The 18,840-nt window shown below is 63.2% G+C and carries 18 protein-coding genes; 10 read left to right on the forward strand and 8 right to left on the reverse strand.

The window, feature by feature from the left end; translation table 11 throughout:
* Genes AC1Q6C_RS14835 through AC1Q6C_RS14845 form a run of 3 tightly spaced genes read left to right on the forward strand, consistent with a single transcriptional unit; the run spans nucleotide 1 to nucleotide 3,463 of the window.
* Nucleotides 1-834 (forward strand): urea amidolyase associated protein UAAP1, encoded by an 834-nt coding sequence (locus tag AC1Q6C_RS14835; protein ID WP_064075360.1) that lies wholly within the window; start codon nucleotides 1-3, stop codon nucleotides 832-834.
* Nucleotides 831-1,484, forward strand: coding sequence for an urea amidolyase associated protein UAAP2 (locus AC1Q6C_RS14840; RefSeq protein ID WP_042919877.1), 654 nt, complete (start codon nucleotides 831-833; stop codon nucleotides 1,482-1,484). Before AC1Q6C_RS14835 ends, AC1Q6C_RS14840 begins: the two co-directional genes overlap by 4 nt.
* Nucleotides 1,481-3,463: a 5-oxoprolinase/urea amidolyase family protein gene (locus tag AC1Q6C_RS14845; RefSeq protein WP_030536445.1), complete on the forward strand. Its 1,983-nt coding sequence runs from the start codon at nucleotides 1,481-1,483 to the stop codon at nucleotides 3,461-3,463. The genes AC1Q6C_RS14840 and AC1Q6C_RS14845 overlap by 4 nt, the downstream gene beginning before the upstream one ends.
* A 114-nt stretch (nucleotides 3,464-3,577) precedes the next feature.
* Here AC1Q6C_RS14845 and AC1Q6C_RS14850 read toward each other — a convergent pair whose 3' ends face one another.
* The 4 genes from AC1Q6C_RS14850 to AC1Q6C_RS14865 are packed head-to-tail and all read right to left on the reverse strand — an operon-like array spanning nucleotide 3,578 to nucleotide 7,143.
* Nucleotides 3,578-4,360: a Fic/DOC family protein gene (locus tag AC1Q6C_RS14850; protein ID WP_050656329.1), complete on the reverse strand. Its 783-nt coding sequence runs from the start codon at nucleotides 4,358-4,360 to the stop codon at nucleotides 3,578-3,580.
* Complete coding sequence (locus AC1Q6C_RS14855) at nucleotides 4,357-5,790, reverse strand: putative nucleotidyltransferase substrate binding domain-containing protein (protein ID WP_228232711.1); 1,434 nt, start codon at nucleotides 5,788-5,790, stop codon at nucleotides 4,357-4,359. Before AC1Q6C_RS14855 ends, AC1Q6C_RS14850 begins: the two co-directional genes overlap by 4 nt.
* A 49-nt stretch (nucleotides 5,791-5,839) precedes the next feature.
* Nucleotides 5,840-6,724 (reverse strand): DUF5995 family protein, encoded by an 885-nt coding sequence (locus AC1Q6C_RS14860; RefSeq protein ID WP_081305406.1) that lies wholly within the window; start codon nucleotides 6,722-6,724, stop codon nucleotides 5,840-5,842.
* Between the two features lie 53 nt (nucleotides 6,725-6,777).
* Entirely contained in the window at nucleotides 6,778-7,143 is a 366-nt protein-coding gene (locus AC1Q6C_RS14865; RefSeq protein ID WP_019748335.1) for a RidA family protein, read from the reverse strand.
* 98 nt (nucleotides 7,144-7,241) lie between these two features.
* Here AC1Q6C_RS14865 and AC1Q6C_RS14870 point away from each other — a divergent pair, with 98 nt between their 5' ends.
* From AC1Q6C_RS14870 to AC1Q6C_RS14885, 4 genes are read left to right on the forward strand one after another with little or no spacing between them, the layout of a single operon-like run.
* Complete coding sequence (locus AC1Q6C_RS14870) at nucleotides 7,242-8,279, forward strand: Rv2578c family radical SAM protein (protein WP_003944842.1); 1,038 nt, start codon at nucleotides 7,242-7,244, stop codon at nucleotides 8,277-8,279.
* 37 nt (nucleotides 8,280-8,316) lie between these two features.
* Complete coding sequence (locus AC1Q6C_RS14875) at nucleotides 8,317-9,741, forward strand: 3' terminal RNA ribose 2'-O-methyltransferase Hen1 (protein WP_230359841.1); 1,425 nt, start codon at nucleotides 8,317-8,319, stop codon at nucleotides 9,739-9,741.
* Nucleotides 9,738-12,281 (forward strand): polynucleotide kinase-phosphatase, encoded by a 2,544-nt coding sequence (locus AC1Q6C_RS14880; RefSeq protein WP_230359842.1) that lies wholly within the window; start codon nucleotides 9,738-9,740, stop codon nucleotides 12,279-12,281. The genes AC1Q6C_RS14875 and AC1Q6C_RS14880 overlap by 4 nt, the downstream gene beginning before the upstream one ends.
* Before the next feature lie 36 nt (nucleotides 12,282-12,317).
* Complete coding sequence (locus AC1Q6C_RS14885) at nucleotides 12,318-12,986, forward strand: class I SAM-dependent methyltransferase (protein WP_042449164.1); 669 nt, start codon at nucleotides 12,318-12,320, stop codon at nucleotides 12,984-12,986.
* Here the strand turns inward: AC1Q6C_RS14885 and AC1Q6C_RS14890 are convergent.
* Nucleotides 12,947-14,176: an MFS transporter gene (locus AC1Q6C_RS14890; protein WP_230359843.1), complete on the reverse strand. Its 1,230-nt coding sequence runs from the start codon at nucleotides 14,174-14,176 to the stop codon at nucleotides 12,947-12,949. The two genes, AC1Q6C_RS14885 and AC1Q6C_RS14890, sit on opposite strands and share 40 nt — an antisense overlap.
* 70 nt (nucleotides 14,177-14,246) lie before the next feature.
* On the opposite strand from AC1Q6C_RS14890, the gene AC1Q6C_RS14895 reads away from it, so the two are divergent.
* Both AC1Q6C_RS14895 and AC1Q6C_RS14900 read left to right on the forward strand, forming a co-directional pair.
* On the forward strand, nucleotides 14,247-15,302 hold the full coding sequence (locus tag AC1Q6C_RS14895) for a LacI family DNA-binding transcriptional regulator (RefSeq protein ID WP_230359844.1): 1,056 nt from the start codon (nucleotides 14,247-14,249) through the stop codon (nucleotides 15,300-15,302).
* Nucleotides 15,299-15,922 (forward strand): hypothetical protein, encoded by a 624-nt coding sequence (locus AC1Q6C_RS14900; RefSeq protein ID WP_230359845.1) that lies wholly within the window; start codon nucleotides 15,299-15,301, stop codon nucleotides 15,920-15,922. The genes AC1Q6C_RS14895 and AC1Q6C_RS14900 overlap by 4 nt, the downstream gene beginning before the upstream one ends.
* A 95-nt stretch (nucleotides 15,923-16,017) precedes the next feature.
* On the opposite strand, the gene AC1Q6C_RS14905 is transcribed toward AC1Q6C_RS14900, so the two are convergent.
* Nucleotides 16,018-16,836, reverse strand: coding sequence for a helix-turn-helix domain-containing protein (locus AC1Q6C_RS14905; RefSeq protein WP_230359846.1), 819 nt, complete (start codon nucleotides 16,834-16,836; stop codon nucleotides 16,018-16,020).
* 89 nt (nucleotides 16,837-16,925) lie between these two features.
* Here AC1Q6C_RS14905 and AC1Q6C_RS14910 point away from each other — a divergent pair, with 89 nt between their 5' ends.
* Complete coding sequence (locus AC1Q6C_RS14910; RefSeq protein ID WP_054781205.1) at nucleotides 16,926-17,297, forward strand: cupin domain-containing protein; 372 nt, start codon at nucleotides 16,926-16,928, stop codon at nucleotides 17,295-17,297.
* Here AC1Q6C_RS14910 and AC1Q6C_RS14915 read toward each other — a convergent pair whose 3' ends face one another.
* On the reverse strand, nucleotides 17,298-18,026 hold the full coding sequence (locus AC1Q6C_RS14915) for an HD domain-containing protein (protein WP_116056760.1): 729 nt from the start codon (nucleotides 18,024-18,026) through the stop codon (nucleotides 17,298-17,300).
* 209 nt (nucleotides 18,027-18,235) lie between these two features.
* On the reverse strand, nucleotides 18,236-18,835 hold the full coding sequence (locus AC1Q6C_RS14920; RefSeq protein WP_030536433.1) for a CHAP domain-containing protein: 600 nt from the start codon (nucleotides 18,833-18,835) through the stop codon (nucleotides 18,236-18,238).
* Nucleotides 18,836-18,840: the final 5 nt, after the last annotated feature.

An 18,840-nucleotide genomic window follows, 5' to 3' on the forward strand; every position in this document is an offset into this window, starting at 1 on the left:
ATGAGTACTCAGACCACCGCCGGAGCGCGCGAGCATGCCCGGTCTCAAGCTGGAACGATCACCGATTCCATGCCCGTATTGCCGGCAACGCGTTGGCCGAACCCACCCGAAGACGTCGCTCCCGAACGTCTGACCTGGGCTGAGACCGTGCCGGGTGGGCGGTACACGACCAAGGTTCTCGCACGTGGAACCCGATTGCGACTTCGCGACATCGCTGGCAGCGCCTGCGCAAACATCTTGCTCTATCGCGCCGACGCCCCCTGGGAGCGTCTCAACGTCGCCGATACCGTCAAGGTGCCATGGCAGGCCTATCTCGGCGTCGGGCACCCGTTGCTCTCCGATCAGGGGCGAGTACTTGCGACCGTGGTCGCAGACACGTCGGGTCACCACGACGCGTTCTGCGGAACGACGTCACGCGCCACCAACGAGGCGAAGTACGGGCAGGGCTCGCTGCACAGTGCCTCACCCGCCGGGCGTGAACTGTTCACCGTCGCTGCCGCGAAGAACGGGCTCGGGCCGCAGGACATCGCGCCTCCGTTGTCCTTCTTCCATGGTGTCCGCGTCGAGGCGGACGGCGCTCTCACCAGTACGGGGTCCGCCGGCTCAGGCGCAACGGTCGACCTTCTGATCCACCTGCCCGTCATCGTGATGATCGCCAACACCGCGCACCCACTCGATCCGGCGCCGCAGTTTCCCACCACGTCCCTCGAAGTGCTCGCGTGGAACGCGGCCGACGAACTCGGCGGCCTTGACGATCTCGGGCCGGAATACCAACGCGCAGTGCTCAATACCGAAGATGCCTGGACGGCTTCGAACCTGGAGGAGATCGCATGACCACCACCTTGGATGTCCCCGCCCTCGTTCCCGGAACGGTGATCCTCGACGAGATTGCTGACGCATTCGGGCCGTGGTCCGCAGTTGTCCGTGCCGGTGACGTTCTGACCGTCGTCGATCTACACGGAAATCAAGCCGTCGACACCCTCGTCTACGCCGGTGACGATCACAGCGTTCGGTACTCGGCAGCAGCGACGGTCACAGCCCAGAAGAACCTGTTTCTGTCCACAGGCTCCGTGCTCCGCAGTGACGACGGAACTCCACTCATGACCCTGGTCGCAGACGAGGTCGGAAACCACGACACCGTCGGCGGCGCGTGCTCACAGGAATCGAACACCCTGCGATACGGCCACCACACCAAGCATCAGCACGCGTGCGTCGAGAACTTCCTCGTCGAGGGCGCAAAATGGGGGCTCGGTAAGCGGGACCTGGTGTCCAACATCAACTTCTTCATGAACGTCCCGGTCGACCCCGACGGCACACTCGGAATCGTCGACGGACTGTCGGCACCAGGCAAGCGGCTCGCGTTGCGTGCCGAACGTGACGTGCTCGTCCTCGTGTCCAACTGCCCGCAGATCAACAACCCGTGCAACGGCTTCGATCCCACGGCCGTCCGCATGATCGTCACACGGCCGGGAGCAGACGAATGAACGCAAAACTGACCATCGTGCGTCCCGGAATGCTGACGACGGTTCAGGACTATCCAGGACGCGTCGGATACTGGCAGATCGGAGTCCCACCATCGGGCCCGATGGACGACCTGTCGTTTCGGTTGGGAAACACCGCACTCGGAAACCCCGAAGGCGCCCCCGGCATCGAATGCGCGATGGCCGGACCTGCCATGACGTTCGACGAAGACACCACGGTCTGCATCACGGGTGCCCCGGTGTCGGTGACCGTCGACGGCGTCGTACACGGTCAGTGGCGTCCCGTTCTCGTCCCCGCTGGATCGGTGCTCGACGTCGGAACGGTCAGCGGCCCGGGACTGCGCATCTACGTACTCGTACAGGGCGGAATCGAGACCGACGACTATCTCGGCAGTGCGTCGACCTTCACCCTGGGCAGGTTCGGGGGACACGAAGGTAGGACTCTGCGGGCAGGAGACGTTCTCAAACTCGGACAGGCGACCGGGGTCGCGGGAGCTGTTCCCGCCGAGCATGTTCCGGCGATACACACGTGCTGGGAACTTGCGGTGACCGAGGGCCCGCACGGGGCGCCGGAGTTCTTCACCCGCTCCGACATCGACACGCTGTACGCGACCGAGTACGAGGTCCACTTCAACTCCGACCGCACCGGTGTCCGGTTGATAGGTCCGAAACCAGACTGGGCCAGAACCACCGGCGGCGAAGCCGGACTTCACCCTTCGAACATCCACGACAACGCGTATTCGATCGGTGCACTCGACTTCACCGGCGACACGCCCATCCTCCTCGGACCAGACGGACCGAGCCTCGGCGGCTTCGTCTGCCCGATCACAGTGGTGTCCGCTGATCGCTGGAAGCTCGGACAGTTGGCTCCCGGGAACAAGATTCGCTTCGTGCCGGTCCGCGCCGAACGGGCAGCCTCCCGGCGTGACCTCGGAGTATCGCGTCGAGCGTCCAATTCGGTTGTTCATTCCTCCGGTGGTGACGGCGACGACGGCGTCATAGCCCGTCGTGACGGCGACACCACGGTCACGTACCGGCGCTCAGGCGACGACAACGTTTTGGTCGAATACGGCGACATGAATCTCGACCTGGCGTTACGTGCGCGTGCTCATGCACTGCATCAGCGACTCGAAGCCGAGAAGCCGGCCGGACTACTCGATCTCACCCCGGGAATCCGCAGCCTGCAGGTCCGCGTTGACCCGGACGTGCTGCCCGTCCGCAAGCTGATGGGAATGCTCGCCGAGGCGGAGGACACCTTGCCGGCGGCCAACGAACTCGTTGTGCCCAGTCGCACTGTGCGGATGCCACTGTCGTGGGACGACCCGGCAACGCGCGAAGCGATCCAGCGGTACATGCACGGGGTTCGCGCCGACGCGCCGTGGTGCCCGTGGAACATCGAGTTCATCCGCCGGATGAACGGTCTCGAATCCGTGAACGACGTGTTCGACACCGTCTTCGGCGCCGAATACATGGTGCTCGGACTCGGTGACGTCTACCTCGGAGCGCCGGTCGCGACGCCGCTCGATCCGCGTCATCGTCTGGTCACGACCAAGTACAACCCCGCCCGCACCTGGACCCCCGAAAACGCCGTCGGGATCGGTGGGGCGTACCTCTGCATCTACGGCATGGAAGGCCCAGGCGGGTACCAGTTCGTCGGACGTACGACGCAGGTGTGGAATCACCGCCACCCCGCGAAGTCCGGGCCGTTCGAGGAGGGCACTCCGTGGTTGCTGCGATTCTTCGACCGGATCTCCTGGTACCCCGTCGAGCCGGAAGAGTTGATGGATCTGCGCGCGGACACCGCCGCCGGCCGCGGCGGGGGCGTCGAGATCGAGGACGGCAGCTTCTCGCTGGCCGAGCATCAGGAGTTCCTCGCGTCGAACTCGCGCTCGATCGAGGAGTTCCGCGCGATGCAGTCCGTCGCGTTCGGGGCCGAGCGTCAGCGCTGGTCCGACGCAGGGGAGTTCGCGCTGCCCGGTTGATGGTCGAGTGAGCACAGTCGTCTTAGAGTGAGCACCGCTTCGAGTGTGGCGGAAGCGGTGCTCACTCAGCAGTAACGGTGTTCAGTCCGCCTGGAACGGTTGCAGATGTCTGCGTCAGCGAGTCAGCGCGCGATTGAACAGATCGATGAACGGGCGAGGCGACGGGGTTCCGGTGGGCCGGAAAGGCGCAGAATCCCTCGACGCGGATACCCACTCGGTTCTGCTCACCCGCGACAAGTCGAGCTGATACCGGGTGTCCGCGGCGAGTCGGTGCAGGAAGAGGGTTCCGGTTCGCCCGTTTCCTTCCCGAAACGGGTGGGCATGATTGAGCGTCGAGTACACCGATGCGAGCGCGAACGACGCAGCGCCGTTATCGAGCGCTACCCAATCGACGGCGGCGATGATCTCTTCCACCTCGGACAGGTAGTTCCGAATCGCCGAGACCGGAGCAAACGTTGCCGCACCTTTCCTGATGTCGACGGTTCTGATGTGGCCGGCCCACTGGTACAGATCTTGGAAAACGTGCTGGTGAAGCAGGAGAAGTTCGGCTGTGTCTCGCGTGTGCTGTACGAGGTCGCTGCCGAGATGCGCCTCACCCAGGCGAAGCGCGGTCGCCGCGAACTCGAGTGATTGCAGTGCGGCGGGATCTCGTACGTCGAAATTGTTCTCGAGAACCGATGTACCGCGATAGACGTACGGCGCTGATCGTCGCCAGCGGATCCGCGGGGGAATCGCAGACGAGAGGCCGACGGCTCGCGCCAATTCCTGCTCGAAATACTCACGCCGAGAAAGCATCCCGATCATCACGGCCTCGAGTTCCGCGATCTGTTCATCGCTCGGATCCCAGCCTTCGAGGCGCTCCGCCGCCAGAACCTGTTCGAGCGCAGTGCGATTCACGGATCGATGTCGGGTAGCGCCGACGCGGACGCGGCATATTCGAGTCGTCGTTGCACACCTGCGACCTCGCGCACTGCATTGCTCAGCAAGCTCCGCGAGAGCGGAGTGAGTTCGGAGATCACGACTTCGTCGGTCGGTGGCCGACCTGCCGCGAACTGATCGGTCTGGTGGCGGACACGAATCTGCTGCAACACCTCGAAAGATTCGATCAGTACCTGGGCGTCGTCGTCGAGTAGGAAACCGCTTCCCGCTGCAGCCTTGAGGCGTTCGAGTGTCGAACTCGTGCGGGCGCCCACGGAAATCCCCGCCCAACGAGCGATGTTCACGATCGGTTGGACGGCGCTGGCTTTGAGGTCGACGGTTCCGGTCCGACGCGTCATCACGTCCTTGAACGAATGGAGCTTTGCCTTGTCCCCGACGGCTTCGCGAAGGAGCAGTCGCATGACGGCCGGGTGCAGTCGCAGTTGATCCAACGCCGCAGGGCGAGGATCCAACGCCGGATCGCCTGCGACGACACGGGCGTCCGCCAGCATCGACAACATGACCAGGGCTTGGTCCTGATACGGGTTGGACACCCATTTCCGCAGCGCAGTGCGCCATTGTGGGAGCGTCCGAGCAAACCTGGCCTGGGTCGCGACGGCGTTCTTGGTGTCGCGAGGGAACCCGCAGAGATCGAGGATGTCGTGGATGGTCTTCGCGGCGTCGGCTCCCTCGTGATGAGATTCGCCCCCCCACACCAGCGCACTGTCGATATCCGAAGAGGGGAGCGCTTCACGCCTGGCGACGCTGCCGAGCGACAGCCACGCGAAATCCGGTCGCTCGTCTCCGCCCACCACCAATTCTATGGCTCGCCTGACTGTTACGTCGATCAGCACGGCCAGCGTCGCGCCGATGTCGAGCGGAGAGACCCGTGACGCCACCAATTCCGTCACCAGAACAGGGACCGCGCGGGCTGTTTCGACGAGGTGGGCGTCGTCCTGTGCTGTGGCGAGCGCTGCGCGCAGTTCGAAACCCTGATTGGTGGCCGAAGTCAGGAGGTCGCTGAGTTCGAGCACACCCATCAGTGCGCCTGCCTCGGTCACGACCGGGAGATGGCGCAATCCGTACTCGAGCATGTCGGTCACGGCGTCGGCGCCCAATCGATCCGGATCGACTGTCACTGCTGACGGCGTCATCACCGTTGATACCGGCTGATTGCTGTCGATACCACCGACTACCACACGAGCACGTAGGTCACCTTCGGTGAAGATTCCGAAACCGGTTGTCTCCGTCGGGATCACAACAGCGCGGCGGCCCGCGTCGGTCATCAACTTCGCGGCCTCGCGGATGGTTGCTCGGCCATCGCAGACAATTGCGGGCCCGCGCAACAGGTCTCGCACCCGGCGCATGGCGGGACTCTGCATGCCTTGCCCCGTCGAGTGCCCCGTCATGGGGTCATTGTCGCAGGTGTGTCCGGTTCAGGCAGCGGAGGGTGAGATGTCAGAGACCACCGAGTCGCGAGAGTACGTCGAGAGCGGAATCTGTAGTACGCCAGAGTGCGTCGATCTCCTGTTCTGCGCCCGGACGTGTCTGCGGATTCTGGAGGGCGAATCCGTTGGCCAGCGTGATGGTGTTGTATCCGCTGTCGGCGGCGCGGAGCAGCAGTTCCGAGGGCTGCGAGTTTCCGGCCAATCGGTCGAGTCCTTCGCCGACGAAGTAGAACCGCCAGAGCGGCCCCAGATCGGCGTCGTACTCGGCCTTGGTGAGGGTCACGATCGAACCACCCTTGACGGCAATGGAATCGACGATCTTGTAAAAATCGGGGACATCCTCCGCAGTGGTTCCGGACGTGGCGACGGCGTGAGCGAGGTCGACGGTGAGATGCGCGTTGTAGCCGGCCATGGCGACCCGTGCTGGACTGGCGTCGCACTGACGTGTCAGGGCGAAGTAGTTGCTCCACGCCGGATCGGTGGGAGTACCGGTGAACTCCGCATGGACGTTCACCAGGTACCTGCGCAGCAATTCGAAGCTGACGGAATGGGCCCACTCGTCATCGGCGAAGGCCGCAGGGTCTCGCTGCAGCGGCATCACCGCCTCGTGTTCGACAGCGTCGAGGCCGATGGAGAACAAGCCTCGCCAATCGTGGTGTGAGACGAGGATCGACGTGATCTCACGATGACGTTCGACAGCGGTCTCGAGCCGAGGCAGTCCGGCACCGTTCAGGGTCGTGACGTCGCTGAGTTCGGCAATCCGGCCCACCTCGGCATTGCTCAACTGGCTGCCGCAAGCCGTCGAAAGACTCTCGCCCGGTTCTGCGAGTGCAGAACCGGGCGAGAGGAAAGCGGCGGTGATGCCGAGCGCGAGCGTCAACGGATACAGCCGCATCGGTTTCATCGGCTCAGACTAGGCGCCCATTTCACAAATGTCCGGATTGGCGATCAGCTGAGAACCGCGTCGGCCTCGATCTCGATGAGCAGAGCGGGGTCGATCAGCGAGCTGACCTCGAGGATCGTCGTGGCGGGACGAATCTCGCCGAACACTTCACCGTGCGCGAGAGCGGCCTGCTCCCACTGCGTCATGTCGCGCAGGTACATGCGAGTGCGGATGACGTCGTCGAGCGAGGCGCCGGCCTCGGCAAGTGCTGCCTTGATAGTTTCGAGCGCTGCGCGGGTCTGATCTGTGAGGGTCTCACCAGGAGCGGTGGTGCCGGAGACTGCGATCTGGTTACCGATGCGCACGGCACGGGAGTAACCGATCTTGGGTTCCCATTCGGAACCGGACGAAATATTGATTCTGTTCGACATGCACCGAATTCTGCCAACAACTTCCCGGCCGTGGTGAGGCACGGTCAGGTATTCGCTCCATCTTGACATACCTTAGAACAAGTGTTCGACTTGGGGCCATGAGGTGGTCGGGTCAGGCATTGGATGCAGATGACGGAGCGCTACCCGGACTCGAACGAGCCGGGTTGGTTCGCTCCGTGCAGACTCCCGAGTTCGAGGGAATCACGTTTCACGAGGTGCTCTGCAAGAGCGCGCTCAACAAGATGCCCGAAGAGTCGACGTTGCCGTTCAGCTTCACCGTCAACGCTTTTCGTGGTTGCTCGCACGCATGCCGATATTGTTTCGCGAGACCGAGTCACGAGTATCTCGACCTCGACGCCGGCGCGGATTTCGACTCCCAAGTGGTCGTGAAGACGAACATTGCCGCGGTGCTCCGCAAAGAGTTGGCGCGAAAGTCCTGGAAGCGGGAGGCGGTGGCACTGGGTACCAACACCGATCCCTATCAGCGAGCGGAGGGCCGATACCGCTTGATGCCCGGCATTATTCGCGCGTTGACCGAATCCGGAACTCCCTTCTCGATCTTGACGAAGGGAACTTTGCTCCGACGGGACCTGCCGCTGTTGAAAATGGCGGCGGCGCAGGTCGACGTCGGAATCGGAGTGTCGTTGGCGATCAACGACGCTGCACTTCAGAAGCAGATCGAGCCTGGTACCCCGTCGCCGCGGGCGCGTCTCGAGATGATCCGCGCCATCACCGACGCGGGATTCTCGTGCAATGTCATGGTGGCGCCGGTCATTCCGTTCCTCACCGACTCCACCAGTCATCTCGACGGGCTGTTCGAGGCACTGTCCGAAGCCGGTGCGACGAGTGTGACGGTCTTCCCGATGCACCTGCGGGGGAGTACTCGGGGTTGGTTCATGAATTGGCTTGCTCAGGAACATCCGGCGCTCATCCGTCGCTACCGCGAGCTGTACGGGCGGGGCGCGTATGTCACTCCCGAATACAAGCGTTGGCTCGCAAGCCGTGTCGAGCCATTGGTCGAGCGCCATGGGTTGGGTGGTCGTTCGGAGCATCGAGACGTCAGTGCAGCTGGCAGTGAGCCGCGTGAGGCGCCCCGGGAACTGGTGGGTGCGGGAGCAGCTCTCACTTTGTTCTGACGGCCGCGGGCGCGTAAATCGGAGGCGCCCCGGACGTTTGCCGGGCTACATTCGCCTGGTGCTACTCACACTGACGTCCACCCCGACCCCGCAGACTCCTGATGCGACCGCGTTGAGCTACCTGCTGCACAAACATCCCGACCGCGTGCAAAGCTTCGACTTGGCGATCGGCACCGCCACGGTTCTGTACCCGGAGGCCTCAGCCGAAAAGACCACGGTGGCAGTGATTGTGGACGTCGACCCCATCGAACTTGTGCAGAGTAGGTATCGACGCGGCAAGAGTGGCGACAACTTTTCGCTGGGTGAGTATGTCAACGATCGGCCGTATGCGGCGTCGTCCATACTCTCGGTTGCTCTGTCGAAGCTGTTTCGCACCGCGTTGACGGGAACGTGCAAGTCGCACCCGGAACTCGTCGGAACCGAACTCGCGTTGACCGTCTCGATTCCGGTGGTTCCGTGCGGCGGCGATGCGGAATTGCCTCGTCGGTTGTTCGAGCCGCTGGGCTGGGATGTGGCCGCGATACCGGTGCAGCTTGATCCGCACCTGCCGACGTGGGGAAACTCCGACTTCGTGTCGTTGACGCTCACCGGGGAACACACGGTGCAGAGTGCCCTTCGGCACCTCTACGTGCTGTTGCCGGTCCTCGACGACGTGAAGCACTACTGGGTGGGACCCGACGAGGCAGACAAGTTGATCCGCGTCGCTGGAGAGTGGTTGGCGTCGCATCCGGATTCCGCGCTGATCATGTCCCGCTACCTGGCGCGTCGACGCGACCTGGTCGAATCGGTGGTCGATCGACTGATTCCCGACCAAGCAGAGGCGCAGATCGAACTACCGCGACCGGATCCGCCGCTGGCACGGCTTCGCGTCGACGCAGTTTTGGCGACACTTCAGCGACTGCACGTCAGAACGATTGTCGACATCGGTTGCGGCGAAGGCAAACTGATCGAGGCGCTGATGCCGCACGCTCAATTCGACAAACTTGTCGGCGTCGATGTGAGCGCGCGCGAACTGACACGGGCGCAACGCAGATTGAAGTTCACCGAAATGTCCGACGCCCAACGTGAACGTGTGTCTTTGATGCAGTCGTCCGCGACGTACCGCGACGCACGCTTGAAAGGCTTCGACGCAGCCGTGCTGATGGAGGTGGTCGAGCACGTCGACACGGCGCGCCTGCCGGCGCTGGTCAGATCGGTCTTCGTGGACGCAGCACCGCAGTATGTGCTGCTGACTACTCCGAATGCCGACTACAACGTGCTGTATCCGGCATTGGCCGCGGGAGAGTTCAGGCACCCCGATCACAGGTTCGAGTTCTCCCGAACCCAATTCCGCGACTGGGCAACCGAAACGGCCCGAGTCCACGGCTATTGCGTGGAGTTCGAATTTGTCGGAGCAATTGATCCGGTCCTTGGCGGACCGACACAGATGGCAATCTTCACGAAGGAGGCACGAACGTCATGACGGTGTACGAGATTCCAGATCTCGCCCTGGTAGTACTCATCGGCGTCAGTGGCTCGGGAAAGTCGACCTTCGCGGCGCGCCACTTCGGTGAGTTCGAAACTCTCTCGAGTGACACATTCAGAGGGTGGGTCAGTGATGATCCGAACTCACAGGAGTCGACGTCCGATGCTTTCGAAGTGCTGGAGTTCGTCGCGGCCAAGCGTTTGCGACGCGGACGTCTCACGGTGGTCGACGCGACCAACGTCCAGCCCGCCGCGCGCAAGCGACTCGTTGCGTTGGCTCGCGAGCACGACATACTGCCGGTGGCAGTCGTGCTCGATGTTCCGGAATCGGTCTGTTCTGCACGAAACGACGCTCGCTCTGATCGGACGTTCGGACGCGACGTGATTCGCCGTCAGCACCAACAGTTGACTCGCTCGCTCCGCGGGCTGGGTAAGGAAGGTTTCCGTTCGGTTCACATCCTCAGAGGTGAGGACGCGGTTTCCGAAGCCACATTCTTGCGCCACCCGCTCCGCAGCGATCTGCGTGTCGAGCGTGGTCCGTTCGACGTCATCGGTGACATCCACGGATGTCGAAGTGAGCTCGAGACGCTCCTCGTGAAACTCGGCTACACCGTCGACTACGGGACGGACGGCAGAGCTGTCGATGCGGTGCCGCCGGAAGGGCGAACTGCCGTCTTCCTCGGTGACTACGTGGATCGAGGACCGGATTCGGTCGGTGTGCTGCGTCTGGTCATGGGGATGGTCGCGGCGGGACATGCGATAGCGGTTCCGGGTAACCACGAGAACAAATTCGTCAAGGCCTTGCGCGGTAAGAAGGTCACGGCCAGTCACGGACTCGCCGAGACCCTCGAGCAGATGGCCACCGAGTCGGCGGAGTTCCGGGACAGCGTCGTCGACTTCTGTGACGGGCTCGTCGCGCACCTCGTTCTGGACGACGGCAAACTCGTGGTTGCGCACGCCGGTCTCAAGGAGGACTACCACAACAGGGCGTCCGGCCGAGTCCGGAGCTTTGCGCTCTACGGTGAAACTACCGGTGAGACGGACGAATTCGGCTTACCCGTTCGATACCCGTGGGCGCAGGACTACCGAGGATCAGCCATGGTCCTCTACGGTCACACGCCGGTGCACGAGGTGGAATGGATCAACAACACCGCGTGCCTCGACACCGGCTGTGTGTTCGGTGGATCCCTCACGGCTCTTCGATACCCGGAACGAGAGATCGTGTCGGTTCCGGCGGAGCGGGTTTGGTACGAGCCGGTGGTACCGCTGGCACCGCCGACTCGTGATCCGGACGTGCTCGATCTCGCCGACGTCCTCGAAACGACCGGCGTCGACACCGAACTGCGCGGTCGAGTGTCCGTTCGCACCGACAACGCTGCCGGCGCCTTGGAAGTGATGAGCCGATTCGCGGTCGCGCCGCAATGGCTGCGGTACCTACCGCCGACCATGGCGCCCTGCGCGAGCGCCCAATCCGATGACTATCTGGAACACCCGTCGACCGCGTTCGACGCATACCGGGCCGGCGGAATCGGAACAGTGATCTGCGAAGAGAAGCACATGGGTTCGCGGGCAGTGGTGCTCGTGTGCCGTGATCGATCGGTTGCTCAGTCCCGCTTCGATGCACCGGATGCGCTCACCGGGATGGTGCACACCCGCACCGGCCGCCAGTTCTTCGACGACGACCTGACTCAGCAGTTGATCGACGACATCGCCGCCGCAGTCACCTCCGCTGGGTTGTGGGAAGAGCTGGGCACCGACTGGCTGCTCCTCGACTGCGAACTGTTGCCGTGGAACGTCAAAGCGGAAGGTCTGCTGCGCTCGCAGTACGCGTCGGTCGCGGCGGCCGGGCGATCAGACCTCACAGCTCGCGAGGCCGTGCTGGCGCGGGCCGGGTCGCGGGGCCTGGACGTGGCGGAGATGTTCGAACAGACAACTGTTCGGGCCGCCAGTATCGAGCGCTTCGGCGAGGCGTACCGACGGTACGTGTGGCCGACGAACGGACTGGACGGCGTCACCATCGCGCCGTTCCAGATTCTGGCGGCCGAGGGCCAGTCGTACGGGGAACGGGATCACGAATGGCACCTCGGTATTTCGGACCGCCTGGCCGCGGCCGACCCGAGTCGATTTACCACTACACGTCGCCTGGTGGTCGATCTCGGTTCCGAGGACTCGGTGTTCGAAGCGACGAAGTGGTGGGAGTCGCTCACCGGCGACGGTGGTGAGGGGATGGTCGTCAAACCGCTGGCGAATCAGATTCACGGACCGCGGGGGTACAACGCGAAGGTTCAGCCGGGGATCAAGGTCCGCGGCCGGGAGTACCTGCGATTGATCTACGGTGCCGACTACCTCGAACCGTCGACGCTTGCGAGATTGCGTAACCGCAACCTCGGACACAAGCAGTCGATGGCGCTGCGCGAGTACGCGCTCGGCATGGAGGCGGTATCCAGGCTCGTCGACCGTGAACCTTTGTGGCGAGCGCACCAGGCCGTGTTCGCGGTGCTGGCTCTCGAATCGGAGCCGGTCGACCCGCGGTTGTGACGGCCGGTGCGCGGGCTCGGATTGATACCGTCGGGTATGGGTGTGATTGCTCGCTTGGACGGTTTCAATCGACGCCATCCGTGGAGTCACAACGATCACTACGGCCGGTGGGTTCTACGTAATCTGCGCGGGGTCAGGTCCGGTCGCGCTCTCGACGTGGGGAGCGGGACCGGCAATCTGATCGACCTCTTGCGTCGGCGGTTCGACGTGGTGGTCGGTGTGGAACCCGACCTGACAACCTCGGCCGCCGTGCGCGCAAGGTTTGTCGACGACGGGAACGTGATCATCGACGCGCAGCGGATCGAGGACTTTGCATCCGAGGCGAAGTACGACGCGATCACAGTCGTCGCAGCGTTGCATCATCTTCCACTCGAAGAATCGATGAAGCAGCTGAGTAGCCTGCTCGAACCGGGCGGGCGGCTCGTCGTGGTCGGGTGTTATCGATCGACCACAGCCACCGACGCACTCCTGTCGGTGTTGGCGACCGTGTGCAATCCCGTCGTCGGCGTCGTCAAGCATCGACGGGTTGCCTCCGAGCCACTGAAGGCGATGACAGCTCCCACCGCGGAACCGGGTGAGTCGATGGCTGACGTCCGGCGCGCGGCCGCGTTGTGTCTGCCAGGTAGCCGGATCAGGAGACGACTGTTCTGGCGATACACCCTGATCTACGACGAGAGTCCGGCCGGCGCGTCGGTGGGGGAGTGAGTAGACCGTTCCGGTTCCTGGGGAAACGCGCGTCGGCCGAACCCGACTATCGCCAACGAAGCGATCATCAGAGCGACCCCGATGCCCGCCAGATGTGAGAGCCCGCCACTGTCGACGACGGCCGCACCGAGCAGAGCGCCCGTTGCAATCGCGATCTGGAACACGACGACGTAGATGGCCGAGGCACGGTCGGTCCCGATCGGGACGGCACGCAGAACCGAGGACTGGAGGCAGATCGGAACGGTGGTGAACGCCGCACCCCACAAGATCGTGGCGACGACAGCGAACGCTCCCATCGACGGCGCCAAGAGCCAGAAGATGGCCAGCGCGCCTGCCACCGTCGCGATCGCGATGAGCGTGAAGAGGCGCGGTCGGCGGTCGTAGTACTTGCCGGCGACCCACACTCCGACGGCGCCGGCGGCGCCGTAGACCAGAAGCATCGCGGTACGGATGCCACCGGACGAGCCGAGGCTTTCCTCCACCAGAAGTGTGAAGAACGTGTACGAAGCGAATTGCCCCAGGGCGGCAAACAGCGTTGCCGCGCAGATGACGGCGAGTGCCCGTTTCATCGCCGGTGTCGGCTTCGGTTTGTCTCGCCTACTCCGATGGTGTTGATCGACCGGCATTTCGGGCAACGCACGATGCAGTGAGAAAGCAATGACCACTGCCACCACACCGATTGCCGCCGATGCGGTCCGCCAACCCCAGGACTGGCCGATCGCCGAAGACAGTGGCCCTCCGAGAACAAAAGCGAGAGACGTTCCGGCATACACCATCGCGATGGCCTTGCCCTGTTGTCCGCGCGGAACGAGGGTGGCTGCGACCGGTGCAACGACAGCCCAGAACACTCCGTGCGTCGCAGCGCAGAGCAATCGTCCGATCACCAGCATCGGATAGTTGACGGCCAATGCTGCGACCAGTTGCGACACCGCGAGGGTGGCCACCGTCAGAACGACGACGCGTCGTCGCGGCCAGGTTTTGACCGCTCCGATCAGCGGAAGCGTCAAGACCGCGACACCGTATGCGTAGAAGGTCAGCAGTAGGCCGACACGCCCTTCGGTGACGTCGAGGTCCGTCGAGATTTCGCTGAGCAGTCCGACGGGGAGCATTTCGGCCGTCACGTAGGCGAAGGCTGCTCCGGCCAGTGTCATCAGCCGTAGCGTGGTTGCCTTCGGCAGTCGAGCACTCATGGTGTGTAACGATACATGTATCGATACACACCTGCGCAATGGATACTTTTCACTCGCTATGCTGATGCTCATGGCCATACGTGCGCAGCGTTCGAGTCGTCCGACGATGGCCGACGTCGCCAAGGCCGCAGGCGTGTCGGTGATGTCGGTGTCGTACTCCTTCGCGCAGCCCGAGCGCGTGTCTGAATCAACGCGGGCCAAGGTGTTCGCCGCCGCCGAAGAGCTCGAGTACGCGGGCCCGAACCGGGCGGCGCAGTCCTTGCGGAGCGGGAAATTCAACAACATCGCGGTCGTCTTCAGCGAGAAGCTGACGTACGCCTTCGAAGACGCAGTAGCTCGGCGATTCCTCTCGGGAGTCGCCGAAGCGTGCCTGGATGCGAACGCCGGGCTGATGATGCTGCCGAACTCGGGGAAACCGGGAGACGTCGACAGAGTTCGCGACGCGGCAGTAGACGGTTTTGTCGTCTGGACCACCGTCTTCGACGATCCCATCCTCGACGCGATTGTCGGCACCGGAAAACCCGCATGCATCCAGGGTGGTCCGGTGCACGAGGGTGTGGATCTCGTCGGGATGGACGATGTTGCCGGCGCCGTTGCGATCGCGGCAGTCGGGTTGTCGGGGGCGCAGCGGCCCGCGGTGATCAGCCTTCCGTGGGATCGTGAGCGTCGGTCCGAGATTCGGATGGACGTGGATCCAGGTGAAGCGTTCTTTCCGGTGTCCCGCCATCGGCTCGAGGGCTACGAGCGTGCCGTCCGCGATGCGGGCCTCGATTGGTCCTCGGTGCGGGTGGGGGTGGTCACCGTCAACGAGCGGAGCGAGGGTGCGCGAATGGCTCGGTCCCTGCTCGACGTTCCCGAGAGCCGAAGGCCCGATGTCATCTTGGCGATGAGTGACGAACTGGCTCTGGGGGTTTTGGACGCGATCCGCGAACTCGGCCTCGCGCTGCCCGACGATGTCGCAGTCGTCGGATGGGACGACACAACAGCCGCATCGGACGCCGGCCTGACAACGGTTCGCCAGTCCCTGTTCGATCAAGGGCGCAATGCAGCTCGCGTGGTTCTCGGGCTGGACGATGCGGTCGAGCCGGTCGAATGGTCGGTGCGTCGGCGAACCTCGACACGATGATCACGCCGGTAGTCATCGACGGTCTGCGTTTTCGGTGGTTTGTTCCTCCAGAATTGGGGGAGACCGTCCGGTGGGGACTCTCCTGGAATGTCGACAGCCCGAGCAGGTGGGCGGTAGTCGAGCCGGCGTGGGTCTTGACGGCGGAAGTGCGCACGAGTTCGAAACCATTGATGTGGAGACTGCCTCGCGACGGGTCAGGCATTCGGGAGCCGGTCCAGCCGGCGATCGCTCGCGTCGCTGCACTGCAATTCATGTTCGACGCCGAACCACCGTTGCCTTCTCGGATCGAAGCCGCGGGCGCTTTGCAACTACGCGCCGGAACTCCTCGTGACGACCCAAACGCGCGTCAGGCGTGGATAGACTTCGGCGCGGATGCCGCCACGACCGGGGTAGTTCGGCGCCTGCGGCTCATGTCGATGGAGTCCGACATGCTGCCCGACCCGAAGTTTCCGCACGGCCCGAACTGGGGTTGGGCTACGAGGCAATTCGTGCCTGGCTCCGAGCGGTTCTACGAGTTGGCCCGTGCACCTCGTGCGTTGCGCTCGTATCAGCTGACCGATCGTGAATACGGGCCGCGGCGCGAGGACTTCCTCCTGGTCGACCTCGAGACGGCTGCTTGATCGTTGGGACCTGACACCGTTTTCATTCAGTGGACACAGACTCCAGCTGATCGGAGTCAGTGTCTGCTCGACGAAACCGGTGCCAGGTGCTTCGACTAGCGCGCTCTGCCGACCACGTTCAGTGCGTATTTACCGGGCGGCGCCCCGACATGCTTGACGAAGTGCCGCGACAGGTGGGATTGATCGTGGAATCCGACGTCGACGGCCACGTCCGCCAATTCGCGCCCGGCGAGGATTGTGCGTCGCGCCAGATCGATTCGACGTCCCGTCACGTACTTGTGAGGCGGAAGCCCGAAATGCTTCGCGAAGTTCTTGATCAGATACGTGGGGTTCCGCTGCAGGATGTTCGACGCTTCCCGCATCGTGATTCCCGTTGTGAGTCGCGCATCGAGCAGGTCCCGAAGTTGATCGGCAACGCGTTCGTCAACGGTCGGCGTGTGACGGGATCGACCTGTGGCCGGTGTGAGGATCTCGTTCAATCTTTCAGCGAGGAACCCCAGGCGACTTTCGGCTTCGAGTGATTCGCCGTGTGGGCCGAGTGCAGAGTGCAGTTGATCAATGCGGTGGCGCAGCAGAGGGTCTCGAATCTCGGGGCTGTCCACCGCCGGGCCTATGAGGACCTCGCCGAGAACTGACGTGTCGAGGTAGAGGATTCGTTGACGAAATCCGGCCTCGGTGACCGGAACTCCGTCGTGTGCGATGCCTGGCGGCAACAGAGTCACGATCTCTGGTGCTGCGCCATGAGCGCGATGATCGAGGTCGTATGCAATCGTGCCGCGGTCGACGAGCATCAGGGACCACTGATCGTGCGTGTGTTTGGGATAGGCGTGTCCGACGAAATCGGCATGGAAGACCTCGGTGATTCCCGCGAGGCCCGGTGCCCACGCGGTGATCTGTGCGCCGCGGGGATCCATGTCAGAAACGTACAAGACGCAGCTGCCTCGGGTGACGAAGAGTGGCGGGGTCGTCATCGCAGTGGTGGCGCGCCCGAGGGAGGAACAACATGAACAGTTCGGCAACAGCGGTATCGCTCCGCGAGAAGTTCGGTCAGTTCACCGAGCACTGGTCGCCCAAGAAGATTGCGGGCCTCAATGACTACGAGATCAAGATCGTCAAGATCAAAGGTGAATTCGTCTGGCACTCCCACACCGACACCGACGAAATGTTTCTGGTGACAAAGGGGCAGATCCGAATCCAACTGCGCGACGGAGATGTTTCGCTGGGGCCCGGTGAATTGTTCGTTGTACCTCGCGGAGTCGAGCATTGTCCCATCGCCGAAGAGGAAGCGGAGGTGATGTTGATCGAACCCGTGGGCGTGGTGAATACCGGGAACGTCGGAGGATCACGAACCGCGGTGCTCGAGGACTGGACGTAGCTAGCGGCTCTTCCAATCCAGGGGATTGGTTCGGAGCGGCAGTGCCATGCCCGATCTCCAGAGCGTCGCCGCGCGAGAGTGCGGACGGAGCTGGACCTCGCGCCGCATCGACTGCGTGAACTCGTCGGTGAACCCTGTTCGCGGGTACTCCGCGATTGTTGCATCAACAGTTGCTCGCGGAATTTCGGGCGCACGCCGACCGGCAACGTCGAAATGCGCTGCGGCATGCAGTAGATAGGCGTCAGCGCCCGCGCCGCGGTCGACGGTCAGATCCATGTGCAGACGGATCGCTTCGCCGATTCGCTGTACCGACCTCTCCGAAGTTCCCACTCGGGTCGCGAGTTCTTCTGCGTCTGCGGCACTGATGTAGGTGAAACACCCGTGCTCGGCCGATCCTTCTGCGCCCAGTCCGACATCGTGAAGGGCGCACGCAGTGAAGAGATCTTCGGGGTCGTACTCGATCGCATCGATCTGCGCGAAGGCGTCGGCCCAGATCCAGCAGCGCAGGCTGTGGTTCAAGACCGCGGGGGAGAGGGTTCCTCTGGCGTGATCGAGCGCTTCGCTGCACAGCTTGGTGTCGGGGAGTGGGCGTTTGCGCAGCTCGGGTGTGCGAGTGGGGTAGCGGCCGAGCCGGAGTCGGAGCATCGACGGAGCACTCATGGCCTGCGCAGCAGCCGCGCGGGCCATGAGTTGTATCTGCTCGAGAGTGGTGAGCTCACCAGGGCGCATCGAATTCCTGTTCTGGGTGGGGGACAGCTGGATACGAATCTAGTTGGCAGGGAAACTTCTTCACAGATGTCCAATATCTGTCAATGACGGAAACACGGAATTATCCGAATATTGGTTGAAAGCAAGTGCCATCCAACGGCAACCCCCAATCTGTAGCCTCACCTCTGCACATCGCAAGAACCATCAAGCAACGACGGTGGGGCTCGGGCTCAGATGACGCCGAACCCGACGATCCCCGGGACTTCCGACGGGACGATGCGATGGAGCATGACCTTGTTGTTCTCGTTGCCGCCGACGGTCGTCAGAGTGCCGGCGTCGTTGACCAGAACGACGTTGACGTGTTGGCCGAAGGGGCTCGAGTCGCCGTACAGGATCGTGTCGCCGACCTTGGGTTGGTAGTCCTGACCGTAGGGGACAAACGCGTCGACGGACTCGTAATACTCCTGCAGCGTGTACACCCCGGGGATGCGCCACGACCCTGAGTTGGGGTTCGAGAACGGCGTGCCGATCTGGTTCATCGACCAGCTCACGAAATCGGCACACCACGATTCTTCGACACCCTCGGCGTATTTGGTGCCGGGACTCCCTGACTCCCACTCCTGCTCGAGGACGCCCAGTAGCGCACTCTGCTGAGCGCTGAGAATGCTGTGGTCGACGGCCGGGAACGAATCGAGATTCTCGCCGGCAAGAGCGTCGTCGCCGCGCGCGAACCACCACAGTGCGCCGGCGACAACTACGACCACCACAACGCCGAATACGCCCAGAACAGCGAGAGTGCGTCTGGGCGTATTCGGTGCGTGCGACATCACGCCAC

It is taken from the genome of Rhodococcus sp. MT28, assembly GCF_058792695.1.

Excerpts from the sequence above, each read along its gene's own strand:
- AC1Q6C_RS14835 (WP_064075360.1), top strand. The coding sequence starts at position 1 with ATGAGTACTCAGACCACCGCCGGAGCGCGCGAGCATGCCCGGTCTCAA.
- AC1Q6C_RS14840 (WP_042919877.1), top strand. The coding sequence starts at position 831 with ATGACCACCACCTTGGATGTCCCCGCCCTCGTTCCCGGAACGGTGATC.
- AC1Q6C_RS14845 (WP_030536445.1), top strand. The coding sequence starts at position 1,481 with ATGAACGCAAAACTGACCATCGTGCGTCCCGGAATGCTGACGACGGTT.
- AC1Q6C_RS14855 (WP_228232711.1), bottom strand. The coding sequence starts at position 5,790 with ATGACGGGGCACTCGACGGGGCAAGGCATGCAGAGTCCCGCCATGCGC.
- AC1Q6C_RS14860 (WP_081305406.1), bottom strand. The coding sequence starts at position 6,724 with ATGCGGCTGTATCCGTTGACGCTCGCGCTCGGCATCACCGCCGCTTTC.
- AC1Q6C_RS14865 (WP_019748335.1), bottom strand. The coding sequence starts at position 7,143 with ATGTCGAACAGAATCAATATTTCGTCCGGTTCCGAATGGGAACCCAAG.
- AC1Q6C_RS14870 (WP_003944842.1), top strand. The coding sequence starts at position 7,242 with ATGAGGTGGTCGGGTCAGGCATTGGATGCAGATGACGGAGCGCTACCC.
- AC1Q6C_RS14880 (WP_230359842.1), top strand. The coding sequence starts at position 9,738 with ATGACGGTGTACGAGATTCCAGATCTCGCCCTGGTAGTACTCATCGGC.
- AC1Q6C_RS14885 (WP_042449164.1), top strand. The coding sequence starts at position 12,318 with ATGGGTGTGATTGCTCGCTTGGACGGTTTCAATCGACGCCATCCGTGG.
- AC1Q6C_RS14890 (WP_230359843.1), bottom strand. The coding sequence starts at position 14,176 with ATGAGTGCTCGACTGCCGAAGGCAACCACGCTACGGCTGATGACACTG.
- AC1Q6C_RS14895 (WP_230359844.1), top strand. The coding sequence starts at position 14,247 with ATGGCCATACGTGCGCAGCGTTCGAGTCGTCCGACGATGGCCGACGTC.
- AC1Q6C_RS14900 (WP_230359845.1), top strand. The coding sequence starts at position 15,299 with ATGATCACGCCGGTAGTCATCGACGGTCTGCGTTTTCGGTGGTTTGTT.
- AC1Q6C_RS14905 (WP_230359846.1), bottom strand. The coding sequence starts at position 16,836 with ATGGATCCCCGCGGCGCACAGATCACCGCGTGGGCACCGGGCCTCGCG.
- AC1Q6C_RS14910 (WP_054781205.1), top strand. The coding sequence starts at position 16,926 with ATGAACAGTTCGGCAACAGCGGTATCGCTCCGCGAGAAGTTCGGTCAG.
- AC1Q6C_RS14915 (WP_116056760.1), bottom strand. The coding sequence starts at position 18,026 with ATGCGCCCTGGTGAGCTCACCACTCTCGAGCAGATACAACTCATGGCC.